Annotated in this window: 8 protein-coding genes; all 8 read left to right on the top strand. The window is 35.1% G+C overall.

Annotation, left to right across the window (positions count from 1 at the left end; genetic code table 11):
• Window positions 1-90 precede the first annotated feature (90 nt).
• A complete protein-coding gene (locus L3J07_00100) occupies window positions 91-384 on the top strand; it encodes a co-chaperone GroES (GenBank protein MCF6276234.1) in 294 nt (97 codons plus the stop codon).
• Between the two features lie 6 nt (window positions 385-390).
• Entirely contained in the window at window positions 391-2,022 is a 1,632-nt protein-coding gene (groL, locus tag L3J07_00105; GenBank protein ID MCF6276235.1) for a chaperonin GroEL, read from the top strand.
• Window positions 2,023-2,103: 81 nt separating this feature from the next.
• Window positions 2,104-3,213: a peptide chain release factor 2 gene (gene prfB / locus L3J07_00110; protein MCF6276236.1), complete on the top strand. Its 1,110-nt coding sequence runs from the start codon at window positions 2,104-2,106 to the stop codon at window positions 3,211-3,213.
• 241 nt (window positions 3,214-3,454) lie between these two features.
• Entirely contained in the window at window positions 3,455-4,063 is a 609-nt protein-coding gene (locus L3J07_00115) for a threonylcarbamoyl-AMP synthase (protein ID MCF6276237.1), read from the top strand.
• Window positions 4,064-4,258: 195 nt separating this feature from the next.
• Window positions 4,259-5,422 (top strand): putative glycoside hydrolase, encoded by a 1,164-nt coding sequence (locus L3J07_00120; protein ID MCF6276238.1) that lies wholly within the window; start codon window positions 4,259-4,261, stop codon window positions 5,420-5,422.
• 280 nt (window positions 5,423-5,702) lie between these two features.
• Window positions 5,703-6,545: a 16S rRNA (adenine(1518)-N(6)/adenine(1519)-N(6))-dimethyltransferase RsmA gene (gene rsmA, locus L3J07_00125; protein MCF6276239.1), complete on the top strand. Its 843-nt coding sequence runs from the start codon at window positions 5,703-5,705 to the stop codon at window positions 6,543-6,545.
• Window positions 6,546-7,164: 619 nt separating this feature from the next.
• Complete coding sequence (locus tag L3J07_00130) at window positions 7,165-7,779, top strand: thrombospondin type 3 repeat-containing protein (protein MCF6276240.1); 615 nt, start codon at window positions 7,165-7,167, stop codon at window positions 7,777-7,779.
• Window position 7,780: 1 nt separating this feature from the next.
• Window positions 7,781-16,390: a hypothetical protein gene (locus L3J07_00135; GenBank protein ID MCF6276241.1), complete on the top strand. Its 8,610-nt coding sequence runs from the start codon at window positions 7,781-7,783 to the stop codon at window positions 16,388-16,390.
• Window positions 16,391-16,418 lie beyond the last annotated feature (28 nt).

Consider the following 16,418-nt stretch of genomic DNA (forward strand, 5'->3'; position numbering starts at 1 on the left):
TCTGGGTTTTTTTAATACAAAAAACCTTGACATTTTTGGGAAAATTAGTATAAGATGTCTCAAGAGGTTAATTCATTTAAAATACATACTATGAACATAAAACCATTAGGTGATCGTGTAGTTATCAAAGCTGTAAAAGAAGAGGAGATTACAGCTTCTGGAATTTTATTGCCAGATACAATTGATAAAGAAAAAAAAGCAGAAGGAGAAATCGTAGCAGTAGGACCTGGAAAAATTTTAGAGTCTGGACAGCGAAGTGCAATGGAGGTAAAAGTTGGAGACAAAGTTATTTTTGAAAAATGGGGAGGAGAAGAGATTAAGGTTGAAGGGGATGAATACAAAATTTTGAGTGCAGATAAAATTTTGGCAATTATTTTAAAATAAAAAAATATGGCAAAGCAAATTAAATTTAGTAGAGATGCTCGCGAATCACTTATAAATGGAGTAAACACTTTGGCAAATGTGGTGAAAGTGACTTTGGGGCCAAAAGGTAGAAATGTAGTTTTGGACAAAGGATATGGCGCGCCAACTATTACAAAAGATGGTGTGACGGTTGCAAAAGAAATTGAGCTGGAAGATAAATTTGAAAATTTGGGAGTTGAATTGGTAAAAGAAGCAGCAAGCAAAACAAATGATGTTGTGGGTGATGGTACAACTACAGCAACAGTTTTGACTCAGGCAATTGTAAACGAAGGAATCAAAAATGTTTCTGCTGGAGTAAATGCGGTTGCAATAAACAAAGGACTGCACAAAGCATGCGACGCTATTGTAAAAGAACTTCAAGAAACAATTTCAAAAAAAGTAGAACAAGATGAAATTGCAAATGTTGCATCTATCTCTGCAAACGATCGTGAGATTGGTATAAAAATTGCAGAAGCAATGAGAGAGGTTGGAGAAAATGGTGTAATTACTGTTGAAGAATCACAATCTTTTGGACTTGAGATTGAAACTGTAAAAGGAATGAGGTTTAACCGCGGTTATGTTTCTCCATATATGGTGACAAATCCAGATAGAATGGAAGCAGAGTTTCAAGATGCTTACATTTTGATTACAGACAAGAAGATTTCTTCTGTTGATGATATTTTGCCATTGTTGGAAAAAATCATTCAGACTGGTAAAAAAGATTTAGTAATTATTGCTGATGATGTAGAAGGTCAGGCACTTGCGACTTTGGTTGTAAACAAATTGCGTGGCACTTTCAATGTGTTAGCAATAAAAGCTCCTGGGTTTGGAGATAGAAAAAAAGAAATGCTTGGAGATTTGGCAGTTTTGACTGGAGGAAAAGTTATTTCTGAAGATGTTGGTTTGAAACTTGAAAATGTAGAGCTAGTAGATTTGGGAAGAGCTAGAAAAATTGTATCTACAAAAGAAAACACAACAGTAGTCGGTGGTGCTGGAGAAGAAAGTGCTGTTGCAGATAGAGTAAATCAAATTAAAACTTTTATAGATCAAAGTGATTCAGATTTTGATAAAGAAAAATTGATGGAGCGTCTTGCAAAATTGGCTGGCGGAGTTGCAGTGATTAAAGTTGGTGCAGCGACAGAGACAGAAATGAAAGAGGTAAAACATAGAATTGAGGATGCCGTTGGAGCCACAAAAGCTGCAATTGAAGAAGGTGTTGTGCCAGGTGGTGGAGTTGCACTTTTGCGAGCATCTCGCGCTTTGGACAATTTGAATTTGAATGATGAAGAAATGGTTGCTATTGGAATTTTGCGCCGTGCACTAGAAGCACCAATTAGAATTATTGCAGAAAATGCAGGTTTTGAGGGTGCTGTAGTAGTGGACATGGTGAAAAAAGGTCATGGAAACTATGGATTTAATGCAGCAACTGGGCAAGCAGAAGATATGGTGATTTCTGGAATTATTGACCCTACAAAAGTCACACGTAGTGCACTGCAAAATGCAGTGTCAGTAGCAGGGATGCTTTTGACTACAGAAGCAGCTGTCACAGATATGCCAAAAAAAGATGAACCAATGATGCCGCCAATGGGCGGAGGAATGCCTGGAATGGGAATGATGTAAAAAAATAACAACAAAAAACCCGCGTACCAAAACGCGGGTTTTTTTGTTGCCAAAAACTGATTTTTGTGCTAGTATAGACCCATGAAAGAAGAGGTAAAACAACTTCAGGAGCTAAAAGAAAAAGTTGAAAATACTTGGGAGCTTTTGAAAATAGACAATTTAAAAGTAGAGCAGGAAAAATTGGAGCAGAAAATGCAAAGTCCTGATTTTTGGTCTGACGCAGAAAATGCAAAGAATGTTTCAAAAAGATATGATGGAGTAAAACAAGAAGTGGAAGTTTGGGAGAAAATGAAAAATGAAATAAATGAACTTCTTGAGTTTGGAAATGAGCTAGAAAATAGTCCAGACGAAGAACTTCAAGAAGATTTGAAAAACCGAACAAAAGATTTGTTCACCAAATTTGAAAAGTTGGAATTCTATTTATTGCTTGGCGAAAAATATGACAAGGGAAATGCAATATTAACTTTTAGTGCAGGAAGCGGAGGTACAGAAGCTCAAGATTGGGCAGAAATGATACGCAGAATGGTAATGCGTTTTGCAGAAGACAAGGGTTGGAAAGTGGAAATGATAGACGAGTCTCGTGGATCTGAAGCTGGAATAAAATCTTGTATGATTAGAATTGAAGGGCGATACGCTTACGGATATTTGCAGGCTTTGAGTGGTACGCACAGATTGGTTCGTATTTCACCTTTCGATGCAGAAAAAATGCGCCATACTTCTTTTGCATCAATTGAAATAATTCCAGAAATAGATGAGGAAATAGACCTGGAAATTGATCCAAAAGATTTGCGAATAGATACATTTATGTCTGGCGGAAAAGGTGGGCAAAGTGTAAATACAACTTATAGTGCGGTTCGTATAGTCCATCTTCCAACAAACATTACAGTACAATGCCAAAACGAACGCTCTCAACTTCAAAACAAAGATACCGCAATGAAGGTGTTGCAATCAAAACTTCAGAAATTAAAAGAAGAGGAGTTGAAAAAAGAAAAGCAAGAATTGCGAGGTGAATACAAAAGTGCTGAATGGGGAAATCAGATAATTTCTTATGTTTTGCATCCTTACAAAATGGTAAAAGATTTGCGTTCAAAATATGAAACCGTAGATACAGAAAAAGTATTAAATGGTGAATTAATAGAACTTGCAGAAGCGTATTTAAGATGGAAAAAGGGAGAAAAGCAGAATAAGTAGAGAAGTTGAAAGTTTATAAAGTAGAAAACCATAAACACACACGTCATCCTGAGCGATAGCCGAAGGATCTCACAACAAAAACACCAGAACTTTAAATATTCAAAGTCTTAATGACATTGTCACGAGATGTTTCGACTCCGTTTCACTCCGCTCAATATGACGTGAATAGAGTTTTCTGTTATGTGAATCGAAGACAAGATTTTAAAATTATATACTACTTCACTACAAAGTGAAAATAAATATGAAAATAATAAAAGAAAAAGACATTTCAATAAAAGAAATAGTAAAAGCTTTGCAGAGTGGTAAAGTGATTGTTTATCCTACGGAAACTTCATATGGTTTTGGAGTAGATGCTACAAACAAAGAAGCTGTAAATAAAATTTTTAAAATTAAACAAAGACAAAAAGGAAAACCTGTTTTGGTCGTGATGCCAAATATTCATATGGCAATGGAATATGTAGAATGGAGTGAAAAATTGGATGAATTGGCACAAAAATATTGGCCAGGTCCGCTTACAGTTGTAGTGCCAACAAAAAATAATCACAATTTGGCGTCTGGGGTTGTGGCAGGTGATAACACTCTTGCATTTAGAATTTCTAGCCATCCACTTGTCGCAGAATTGACACAAAAACTTGGAAAGCCAATTGTCTCAACATCTGCAAATTTGGCATCTCAAAATGATCCGTACGACGCACAAGAAATTATAAGTATTTTTGAAAAAGAAGAAAATAAACCAGATATAATAATTGATGCAGGAGAATTGCCAGAAGAGAGTCCTTCAACTATAATAAGATTGTTAAATGGTGAGTTAGAAGTTTTAAGACAAGGACAAGTGAAGATGAATCGCTAGTACTTGATGAATGGCTTCGCTTGGATTAGAAAGTTCCAAATGTTCTATTTGTTCTTATTTAATCTGTCGCACATTTAACGTTATATTGAGCGTAGTAAAACGAAGTCGAAATATCCCTATACAATATAACCAAAACACAAATAATTAAAATAAAACATTAACTCCTTTTTTCTTAATCCTTAATTCTTTTCTAATATGTTCAATTGCGACAAGTGTAAAAAATATTTTAACAAAGAGTTGTTAAAATCTAGAAAATTTTGGTTTGGAGTTTCTATTCTTTTAATCGCGGGTTCTTTTTTGACTGCTTTTTCTTTTTATTTTAACTCTTCTTTTACAGAAAAAATAAATGAAAAAATAGGTGAAATTGTAGAAGAGGAGGATAAAAAACCAATTAAAATTGAAGCAAAAGCAATTTACCTAACAGCATATTCAGCAGGCTCACCAAAAAAGTTGGATGCAATGATAGATTTGCTAGAAAAAACAGAGTTGAATGCAGTTGTAATTGATACAAAAGATTATAGTGGAAGAGTTTTATATGATAGTAATATTGAAATGGTAAATGAGTTGGGTTTGGAGGACGACAGAGTTGGAGATTTGCGAGCTATAATAGAAAAACTTCACGAAAAAGGAATTTATGTAATAGCACGCCAGACAGTTTTTCAAGATCCAATTTTGGCAGAAAAAAAACCAGAATGGGCAATAAAGCGTTATGGCGGTTGGCTTTGGCGAGATCATAAAGGTCTTGCTTGGGTTGATCCTACAGTTAAAGAAGTTTGGCAGTACAATGTTGATATTGCAAAAGAATCCATTGCTTTGGGATTTGATGAAATTAATTTTGATTATGTTCGTTTTCCATCCGACGGAAATATTCGTGCAGCCATTTACAATGATTTGGGCGACAGACAAAAACACGATGTAATGCGTGAATTTTATACATTTTTGGGGGATGAGTTAAAAGATGAGTCAGCTTGGATTTCAATAGATATGTTTGGTTTTGTAATGGAGCGCCACAATGGACTTTCAATCGGTCAAAGATTGGAAGATGCTGTGGATAATGTTGATTATATTTCACCTATGATGTATCCATCTCACTATCCTTCTGGGCATTTGGGACTGATAAATCCAGCAGCAAATCCAGGACCAGTGATAGAAAATGGAATGAAAAAAGGAGCTCCTTATTTTGAAGGTAAGCGCGCGCAAGCTCGCCCATGGATCCAAGCTTTTCATATGGGTGCTACTTACAATGCAGCTAGAATTCGTGCGCAAATAGATATGGTAGAAAAGTATAGCGATGCTGGTTGGTTGCTTTGGAATGCATCAAATAGGTATACAACAGCAGGACTGAAATTGGTTGAATAGAGCGATGAAGCGTTTACATTTAACTAAAAGAAAGAGAAAAGTCATATGCGTCATATTGAGCGGAGTGAGACGGAATCGAAAAACCAAGATACGTCATATTGAGCGGAGTGAAGCGGAGTCGAAATATCTCGTGAAAGTATCATTAGAACCTTGGATATTTTACATTTTTATGATTCTGTTGCGAGATCCGTTCGACTTCATTCCGCTTCGCTCCATTTCGCTCAGGATGACGTTTTTAACTTTCTACTTTATTAACTTTCCAACTTTATAAACTTAAAACATGGACACAGATTTATATAAACCAAGTAAATTGAAAGAAATTTGCGAAGAGTGCGGACTTAGACCAAGTAAATCTTATGGTCAAAATTATCTGGTTTCACCACATCCAATAGAAAAAATGGTAGAGGCGGGAGAGTTAGATAAAAATGATATTGTAATAGAGGTTGGTCCTGGGTTTGGAGTTTTAACTTTTGCGATTGCTCCGTTGGCGAAAAGGGTTATAGCTTTTGAAATAGAAAAAAAGTTAGAAAAATATTGGGAAGAAAAACAGAAAGAAAATAAAAATATAGAAATAATTTGGGGGAATGTTTTAAAAAAATTGCCAATATTTTTGAAGGAAAATAAAATTGAAGAATATAAAGTTATGGCAAATTTACCATATCAAATAACTTCACACATTTTGCGCACTTTTTTTGAATTAGAAAACAAACCAAAAAGTATAACAATAATGGTACAAAAAGAAGTTGGACAAAGAATTTTGGCAAAAAGAGGTAATATGAATTTGCTTGCACTTTCTGTTCAGTTTTTTGGTGATCCAAGAATTGTTGCGAAAGTCGCATCGGGTTCTTTTTGGCCAAAACCAAAGGTGGATTCCGCAGTTTTACATATTACAAACATAGGAGAAGTGGAAAATGTAGACGAGTTTTTTAGGCTTGCAAAAGCAGGTTTTGCAAGTAAAAGAAAACAGCTTTGGAGAAATTTAAGCAATACTATAGATTTACCAAGAGAAAGAATAAAAGAAATTTTAAAAGATTTAACTGGAACAGAAAAAGTGAGAGCACAAGATTTGAGTTTGGGAGAATGGAAAGTTTTGGTTGAAAAAATGAAAAATTTTGTAAAGTAAAAAGTTTATAAAAAACACGTCATATTGAGCGAAGCAATGCGGAATTGAAAAACCAAGATACGTCATATTGAGCGGAGCAAGGCGGAATCGAAAACACAACATACGTCATATTGAACGAGGCAGGACGGAGTCGAAAAACCAAGATACGTCATATTGAGCGGAGTGAAACGGAGTCGAAATATCTCGTGAAAGTATCATTAGAACTTTGGATATTTTGCGTTTTTGTGATTCTGTTGCGAGATCCTTCGGCTTCGCTCAGGATGACGTGTGAAAAAATACGTCATATTGAGCGAAGCAAGGCGGAGTCGAAAAACCAAGATACGTCGTCATATTGAGCGGAACGAAGTGAAGTCGAAATATCTTGGTTTAATATCACTAAAATATAAATAATTAAAATAAAACATCAGCCCAGTCCTATCCTGTTCTATCATTTTCCAATCCAAGCGAAGCGATCTATTAAACTGAACGAAGTTTAGTGATTCATCAAGAAAAGCACAGCTTTTCGATACATCAAGCGACAATGATCCATCTTTTCTTTATGTTATACACAGCTACCTTATTGTCGGTAGTTGTGTTTTTTTGTTATAATATAATTACATAAATAAGACCTATTCAAAACATGGATAATATAGAAGGTCAAAACAATAAATTAAATCGTACACAAAAGACGGGGTTCGTCTTGTTGTTTGTGTTCACGCTTTTGGTTGTAGGTTTGGGTTTTTTGCAAATGAGAAACACTATTTACAGTCCTTTTGTGGTAAAAGTTGAAAACAATCAAGGTAAAATAGGTGTATCAGATGAAAATACAAAACTTCAAAATATAGACACAGATAGAGATGGTATAAATGATTATGAAGAATTATATTTTTACGAGACTAGTCCATATTTACCAGATACAGATTCAGATGGAATTGGTGATAAAGAAGAAATAACTGCAGGCACAGACCCAAACTGTCCAGAAAGTGAAGTTTGTGAAGAGGTTTATATTGCAAGCTCCACAACAAACCTAAGCCCAATAAAAAATATTGGTTCTGTAGATGCTAGTGCGGTGCAGACAGGGGGTACTAGCATAGAAGACCTACAAAATATATTGCAAGATCCAGAAAAAGTTAGAAAATTATTATTAGATACTGGGCAAATTTCACAAGAGCAATTAGACGGGATAGATGACCAAACGCTAATGAGTTTAGTAGAGAAAATGCTAGCAGAGGAGTCTGGAAATATCACACCATAATATGTTTAAAAAAACACAAGGTTTTGCAAGAAAAGTAATAATAGGATTTGTAATAAGCACACAAGTCTTTATTGGTTTACTTTTTGCTGGGCCGGTGAAAGCTGGTACTATGGAAAGTGCTGGTTCTTTTATAAATAAATTTTCAGGAGATAGTCCTATTGGAGATGTTGTTAATGAAGCTGCTGATAAAGCTGCTTCTAAACTTGGTTATCCTGTAGTAGTTACGACAGATTTGGGAGATTATGTAGAGATGGCTTGGCAATCAATATATGAAGCTAGTTTAAATGCACTAATGGGTGGTTTTTCACATTTTATGAATCAGCTTGCTTACGACACGGCTTTATATGTGACCTCTGGTGGAAGTGGGCAGGGTGCTTTAGTTTTCCAAGACGGATTTGGTAGCTATTTAGAAAAAACTTTTGAGGCAAGTACAATGGCTGCACTTGGAGAGCTTGAAGATCATTATGGGATAAATTTGTGTGAACCAAATACCGAAATTAAATTTTTCCTAAATGTAGGAATTCAAGATCTTCTTCTTCCAGAGATAGGACCACCAACACCACCAGCTTGTACTTGGCAAAAAATGTCAAAGGGTTGGTCAAATGCATACTACCAAACAGTCAATCAGTTAGAAGGAATTTTGGACGCTCCGCCAATTGAAGTTGCTTTTTTGGAGAGTGCCAATTTGGCAGATTCAGATTTTGGCATAGCTTTTGGAGCAATAGATTTGGTAAGGAAAAAAGCTGCACGAGATACAGAAGGTGCAAAAAATGAACGGTTAGAAGGAAATGGTTTTAAGCCTGTAAAAGATTTGGTTTCAGGCGCTATTGTCACACCCGCACATTTAATAGGTGAGGAGGCCGAAGGTTTAACTGGAAAAAGTTTTGCACAGATTAATAATACTCAAGTTGCAGGTCTTTATGGTTCTCAGGCTTTAAATGTTGTAATTGGCGCTTCTGGAATTTTCTTGAACAATGTTGCGTCGCAAATGCTTAAAAAGATTATGCAAGAAGGTCTGCTTCCAGTTCCAATAGGTGATTCTTCTTCATTTGGTTCGGCAGGTTTAGGAGACTATCGCCGTGCAGCAGAGTCAGCATTTAGCTTCTTTTTTACCTCTGTTCCTACAAAACAGCTAAATGCTTATAGTTTGGAAACAATTTTTGCAGCTTGCCCAGACAATCCTGGGTTAAACAATTGTGTAATAGATAGTGGAATGCAAAGAATTTTACAAATCGCAAAACAAGGTACTCCACTTACAGTACAAGAAGCTGTTGACCAAGGAATGCTAGATCCAAATAAGCCTTTTATTTCACCAAAAAGACTTTTAGATCACAACGATGTTAAGACTTGTTATCTAAAAGGATTTTGTTATTCAAACCTTCAAAAATTGAGAAAAGTTCGTGTTTTACCTGTTGGTTTTGAGCTTGCGGCTCTTCGCTCAGACCCAGACAATCTGCAGGCTTGGACACTTGGGAAAGTAATGGCAGGTTTTGAAGATTGTACCAGAGATGGAGATGGTAAAGCTATTTTTGATATAGCAAAACCATTTTGTCATCTTGTGGATCCAAATTGGACAATAAAAATTCCAGAAACTCGTTGTGAATCTTTGGTAAACGGACCAGAACTTTTGGATAGTAATATTTCAAATAGAAAAGAAGAATGTGTAGATGTCTCAACTTGTGTGACAGAAGGGGAGAACGGAGAATGCCTCGGTGATTTTGGTTATTGTACAGAAGAAAAAAATGTCTGGAGAATAGAAGGAGAGACTTGTCCGGCAGAATACACAACTTGTCGCAATTATGTGGCGCAAAGCGGAGAGATAAACTCTTATCTTTCTAGAACTGTTGATTATGGAGAGTGTAGAGCAGAAAGTGTTGGTTGTCGTGCTTATAGTACAGAAAAGTCTGGAGACATTTGGACTTCTAGTGCAGACGCAAGCTCTAGATTGAAAAATTTAGGTAGAAATCAGACAATTTATTTTGGAAGTGAAATAAATGCTTCCACTTGTCCTGCAAATGCAGCTGGTTGTAGTGCTTTTTATACTTTAAATCAGGAAGGAGAAAAAGGAAGATTGACTTATCTCAAAAAAGCTCCAGATTATCTAACTTGTTATGATACACAGCCTGCAACACCAGAAATAGACTGGCCAACAACAAAAGCTGATTTATCACTTCTTACAAACAATGATAAGTGTGATGCTTATGCAGAAGTTTGTCTTCCTGAGGAGGTTGCTTGTGATTTATATACTCCGCTTGCGGGTGGTCCAGAACTTTCTGGTGTAATTGGCAACAATATTTGTGCAAGCGAATGTGTAGGTTATGATACTTTTAGACAAGAGTCCACATCTTTTGCACCAGAGGAATACCCACTTTATCTCATCCCAACAAATGGAGATGTCTGTTCTGCTCAATATGCAGGCTGTGACGAGTTTACAAATATTGAAGCTGGTTCAGCAGGAGGAGAAACTTTGGAGTATTATAGTGATTTCAAACAATGTGAAAAACCAGATAGTGGAAATGACAAGGTTTTCTATTCTTGGGAAGGTTCAGTTTCAGAAGGTTTTGTGTTAAAAGTTCATCATCTATCACCAATAGATGATGCTAGAAATTCCTATATTCAAAATTTATCATTATTTGCAAATGCTAAAAATGATTTGGTGGTTGGTTCACCAGCTTATTCAGATGATACAGCACAATCATTAAAAAACAATTACAAATCTTGTAATGAAAAAAACTATAACATTTTAATAAACGATCCTTTTAGTATAGATTCTGCAGACGAAGATTGTAGGGCTTTTTATGATGATGAAGGTGAAGTATTTTATAGGCTTTTTGCAAAAACTATTACAGTTTCCAACTCTTGTCATAAAATTAGAAAAACAGAGTCAAGACTGTTTGTGGATAATACAATCGGTGATCAAAATTCTTGTGATCTAAAAAATGGAGTTTGGGACGGTGCAAGCTGTGAGCGTTGTTTCAATGGTGGAAGTTATGAAAATGGAGCTTGTATCTATCAAACTATTTCTAGTCCTAGCGAATCAAACTCTTGTCCAGTTTCTGTAAATGGTTGTAGGGCTTATGTAGGAAACGCAGGAAATAATATCAGAGAAATAATGTTCGATAGTTTTGAGCCTTTTGATAATTCACCAAATGCACTTCTCTCAGCACGCGAAGGTTGGGACAGTTCAGATGGTACAGGTCTAAGTGTGGTTGGAGAGGCTACTCAAGCTGGACTTCATTCTTTGCAGGTAAATTCAGATATTATATCTCGTGAGTTTGACGCAGGTGATATAACTCCAAATTCTTTTTACGAGCTTTCATTTTGGTCTCGCGGAGTACCGCAAAATTTAGATATTATAATGAAAGATGACTCAGGTTTAGGAGTATCTTTTACAGTAAACTCAATTACAAATTCAACTGCACTGGTTTCAATTGGAGACAATTGGAAAGAATACAAACTTGGGCCTGTAGAATTCAAGGGAGCAGGTGTTGCAAACATAGAATTTACACGAAGTGCAATAGGTAGTACTTCTTTGGGTGTATATTTTATAGATAACGCGAGACTTACAAAAGTAAATGATTTTACATATTTGGTAAAAGATTCATGGCAAACTTCAGAAGGATACAATGTTCCTCTTTCTTGTGATAATACTCCAGAGGATTCATTGCCAGGGTTCGCACTTGGCTGTGAGGCTTTCAATGATCAACTTGGAACTACCTACTATGCCACAGGTTTTGAAAATTTATGTAGAGTAGAAGCTGTAGGATGTGAACCACTTTTAGACACTTTCAATACTACCGAAGGACAAGATTCAGAATTGGCTCAAATTTTCAATGCTTGGTGCGAAGGTGGTGTGGGTGAGTGTACTATTTCTGTCGATGAGCCAACTTCGGATAGAAATAATACACAAATTCAAAAGAAAATAAATATTGGATCGTGTAATGTGGATATTGATCAAGACGGTTGTTATATTTCAAAAATTATTGTCCCATCCCATATTGAGATTGGTGATTTAGACTATGTTAGAGTGGAAACAACAGTAATAATTCCAGCAGACACTTCAATAGAAAATCCTATTTACCTTACAAATAGTCAAAAATATAAATGTTCACCTCAAAAACTTGGTTGTCAGGAAGTTGCACTGGAATCACACATTCTACCTTCTAACCAACCTCAAGCTTTTGAGTTTAGTGAGCAATTTGTATTGAGTAATCCAAACAATTATCAAGAAACTTTGTGCCAATCAGACCAAGTTGGTTGTGGGGAATTTAGATCAGACAAAAATATTAGCTACTTTGTAGATCCAAAAATAACAGGAGGAAGTGTTTGTGTATACAAAAGTATAGGAGCTTCAGGAAGTGATAACTATGGTTGGTTTTTGGACGGAATCGGTTCCTGTAGTTCTGGAAATGGAGATTTGTGTAAGGTGGATGACGATTGTAGTGGTGATACTAATATTTGTGAAAATGTAGGTTCTACTGCTTGCTACGATGGATATATAAAACAAGGTGGAGAGCTTGGAATTTGGTCCAATGAATCTGTAAATTATGACGGTTTTGTAGGAGCTTGTGAACAGCAATATAATGCTTGTACAGAACTTGTAGATCCTGCAGACACATCAAATAATGCAGACGGTAAATCATACTTTGTAGTTTACGACGAAAAAATGCAAGATCAATCTGGTGAGTGTGGTGGGCAAGTTAGTCAAAATGACGGCTGTGTACTTTTTGATAAAACAGACAATCCAAATAAAATATATAATTCTGTAGAAACTTACAAAAATAGTGAAGATGCAGATCCTAAATTTGGACCAGTAAATCCTGTTATGGACGGCGTTAAAGACACAAATGTAATTTTGAAAGTAAACAGAGATAGAGAATGTTCAGAGTGGCTAGCTTGTAAAACTTCTGTACCTTTTACAGATGAAAAAGGAGTTCGCACAGAGCTTTGTTATCAATACGATTTGTGTAATGAATCTCTGCCGGGAGTAGGTTGTATAAGTTGGGTTGGAGATGATAATGAAAATATAACTCTTAGCCCAGAGGAGTATGTTGTAAGAGGAACTTCTTGGTACGACAATGAATATACGGGTTATTCACTTCTTAATAAATACCCAGTTCAAGATTTTGTATATGTAGATTTCGATTTAAGTGATGATGCGGATAAAGAATTAGACGATGAGTTTGGAGATAGTTTGTTTTTGGGATATGAATTTGTACCAGCTCCTAGTTTTGAGCAGTTTGGTTGCGTTTTGAATGGTGTAAAAAAAGAACAGTTCCAGGTTTGTGGTCTTACAAATGGGGGTATTTGTACTGATAATGGTCAATGTATAAAACCTACGGATGGTGCATTTATTGGTGGCATAGAAGAGAAAAATGAAAAAAGTTTTAGAAATAGTAGATTGGTTTTAGAGACATTAGATGTTGGAATTTGTAAAAGTTTCCCAGAAAAAGATAGTCCATTTGGTTTTGATATTGTTGTAAATTCATATAAAACACTTATTACAAATGGAGTTTCTGCAACAAGAAAACGAATAACAGACAAAAAACGTGTATTCAGCGGCGCAAACACTTGCCAAGACGGAGAGTGTAGTTGTGAGTACAAAAAAGTTTCTTACGGTGGGTCTGTTGTAGATTATTGGCCATTAACAAAAAGTGATCAAGAAATCCCGGGCGGTGTTTGTGCAAGCGGTAGTTTAGGTGGTAATCCGTGTAATTATAATTCAGATTGTAGTATTCTTAGTGATGAGGGATTGTCAAGTTATGGAAGTTGTATAAAAAGATTCAACACAGAGCGTCGTATTGGTCTTCGTGGTTTCTGTCTTGAGTATGACTTGTCTAGACCTATTGGAAATGGCGAGTACGCTTGTTTAACTTGGCTTCCAGTAGACGCTTCTGCTTCTAAAATAGATTTGCACAATTATTATCCAGAAGCTGGCTACTACCCAGTCCCAGAATATGACGCACCAAATGGTGGTGGAGAAGTTTATTGTACTCAAAGTACATCTCGTGGTGCTGGGGAGTATGATGAGGGTATGTATATTTTTAAGAACTTTGGTGATTTGGATTCTATTAGTGGCGAACTCAATCCACCTTCAAATAATGATAAATTTGATAATATTTTTTTAAAAACAGGAAAAGCAGTAAAAAACCCATATATTGATTCTTTTTCAGGTTTTACATATTTTACACATCCTTATATAGAAAATTATGTAAATAAAACAAGTGATTCAAATGGAAAAGAAAACTTTTATTCACTTATGCAATCATGGGCTTGGAAATATATAAACACAAATGCAAGAATTTTAAGATTGGAATTAAATGGCAATGGTTTTAGTGGTCGGGCAAGTGGTGATAAAGACACAACAGATCCATATAAACAATATTTCTTTGCTCCGCAAGTTTATAATACAGCAGGAGTTGCTATGCATTCACCACGAATTTGGGATGATACTGTTCTTGGAATGGAATATTATTATTATACTCAATTTAAAACAGGAGCGAACGATGATCTTTATGATGATAGAAATATTTTCACAGATTCAATGTCGGCAGAAAAAACTGCTGGATTAGAAGATGATTTATACATATCTCCTATACAAAAAACTTTAATAGAAAGTGAGTTTGAAAAAGTTTATTTTGTTGGCTTAAAACATGTTAATAATTATGAACAGGGGATAACACCTGCGTTATTAACGACAGATTTTAGTTTAAATATAAAAGAGTTAAAACAAAGATTAGAGGACAATAAACCAAATAATGAATCTATATTTAAATCTGGAGTTTCTCAAGCGTTAGGTAGTCATTATTCAAAAAATTTAATGCTGGATGATAATTTGGGAGTTACTTGGTCTTATGTGTTAGAAAGAACAGGTTCATCTTCGGAATGTGGTGGGTTGTTTTCTTATTGCGATTATGTAAACAATGAATTTATTCTAAATTATAATAATCCAGAAGTAAACGGAATTAGAAATCAAATAAATAGAAGATATGTTATTGTATTTTTTGAAGATATTGGAAGAAAAGGTGAAAGATTTTTACCTGTTTTTGTAAATAAAAATGGACCACCATTAAATAGTACACAAGATCCTTTTTCTGCAGGATGCGTAGATGGACAGGGTGGTTATTTGGCAATTGGAATGGATTTTAATAGAGGTGGAGAATTTTTGGGATATATTTCTAAATGGTGTAATTCAACTAAAAGTAGTGGAACGGCAGGTATCCAACTTGCGACAATTGCAACATTAAATGATTATTGTACAGAATTTACCTCTGTTTATAATCCAGATGAAGATACTACAAATAAAGCATGGACAGATAGGGTTTGGAAGTATGCTAGGGAAAATAGATTTGTAACCCCTTATAGACAAATTACTCTTAGCACATTATTACAACCTTTTGGATCTACTTTGCTTTCAATGAATAATTTGAATAAATATGATGGAAGTGGGGATTTCACAGAAAAATATGTTTTGAATAATCCTATAAAAGGTGTTCCATATATGTGTGATTATTCTAATTTTACTGTATTTGATTTGAAAAATTATGCTTGTTTAGCTTTAAACAATGTAGGTTATCCAGACTCTTTAACAAGTAAATTATCAGAAGCCTCAGCAAGGTTTGCACCTGCTGGTTATGAATTTGGTAAAGATGCTATACAAGCTATTTTTGCAAAAATATTTACTCCTTCTATTGAAGAAGGCTTAAGTGAATTGGATTCAAATTGGGATAAAGAAATATTAATTACAAGTGAACTTAGAGATTTATATCCACCTCAGATTTACTCACTTAATCCTGATAAATGTTTTAATATAAATGGAAAAAGTCAGACCTGTGTTGGTGCAGAAAAAAACTCAATAACAGTAAATGGAAAAAATGGAACTTTGTTAGATTATAATGGCGATGGTTTTCCAGATGAAGACAAAGATAAAAACGGTGAGACAGATTCTATAATTGGAGTTGGAAATAAATCTGTTTCCTTAAACTTTTTTGCTTGGGCGGACGACAATAGAATGCCAATAAGAAGAATAATGGTAGATTGGAGTGATAATAGTCTAATTACAAATGAAAATAAAATGGGTTTTTATAAAAATAAAAAACCATTTTGTGGTGGTGAAACTGCAGAAAATGTAAAAGTATGTGTAAATAAGGCTACACGTTCAGATATAGAATATATTAAGACAGGTCTTACTTGTCAAGAAGATTCTGATTGTTCAAGTGATAATACTTGTAGAGATATAGGAGCTAGTGATAATTTTGGTTCATCATCTCGTGCTTGTGAAGAAGGGTATTTTGAATTTGGACATAGTTATACTTGTGGGCCAGAAGACGAAGGAAAAGATTATTGGACATTAGTTTCTGGAGAGATTGGTGGAGTTGCAAACTTTACATCAGGACAAAGAGATCAATTATCTAAATTTGGTGTTGGTGCAAATGATTATGTGTGTGTATTCCAACCAAAAGTTCAGGTTTTGGATAACTGGGGTTGGTGTAATACAAGTGATGGAACAGGTCAATATAATGATGATAATTTTGATTGTGATTTTGGTAATAGTGAAGTTTGGACGTATTATAAAAATAAAATAATAATAATTCCTCCTAAAAAAGATTAATAAAAAGGAAACCCCACTTCGAATGAAG

Source organism: Candidatus Magasanikbacteria bacterium (assembly GCA_021648085.1).
Lineage (GTDB): Bacteria > Patescibacteriota > Patescibacteriia > Magasanikbacterales > UBA922 > JAKITS01.

Bases quoted from the DNA above. Each gene is read 5' to 3' on its own strand.
- L3J07_00100 (MCF6276234.1), top strand. From the start codon at position 91: ATGAACATAAAACCATTAGGTGATCGTGTAGTTATCAAAGCTGTAAAA.
- groL (MCF6276235.1), top strand. From the start codon at position 391: ATGGCAAAGCAAATTAAATTTAGTAGAGATGCTCGCGAATCACTTATA.
- prfB (MCF6276236.1), top strand. From the start codon at position 2,104: ATGAAAGAAGAGGTAAAACAACTTCAGGAGCTAAAAGAAAAAGTTGAA.
- L3J07_00115 (MCF6276237.1), top strand. From the start codon at position 3,455: ATGAAAATAATAAAAGAAAAAGACATTTCAATAAAAGAAATAGTAAAA.
- L3J07_00120 (MCF6276238.1), top strand. From the start codon at position 4,259: ATGTTCAATTGCGACAAGTGTAAAAAATATTTTAACAAAGAGTTGTTA.
- rsmA (MCF6276239.1), top strand. From the start codon at position 5,703: ATGGACACAGATTTATATAAACCAAGTAAATTGAAAGAAATTTGCGAA.
- L3J07_00130 (MCF6276240.1), top strand. From the start codon at position 7,165: ATGGATAATATAGAAGGTCAAAACAATAAATTAAATCGTACACAAAAG.
- L3J07_00135 (MCF6276241.1), top strand. From the start codon at position 7,781: ATGTTTAAAAAAACACAAGGTTTTGCAAGAAAAGTAATAATAGGATTT.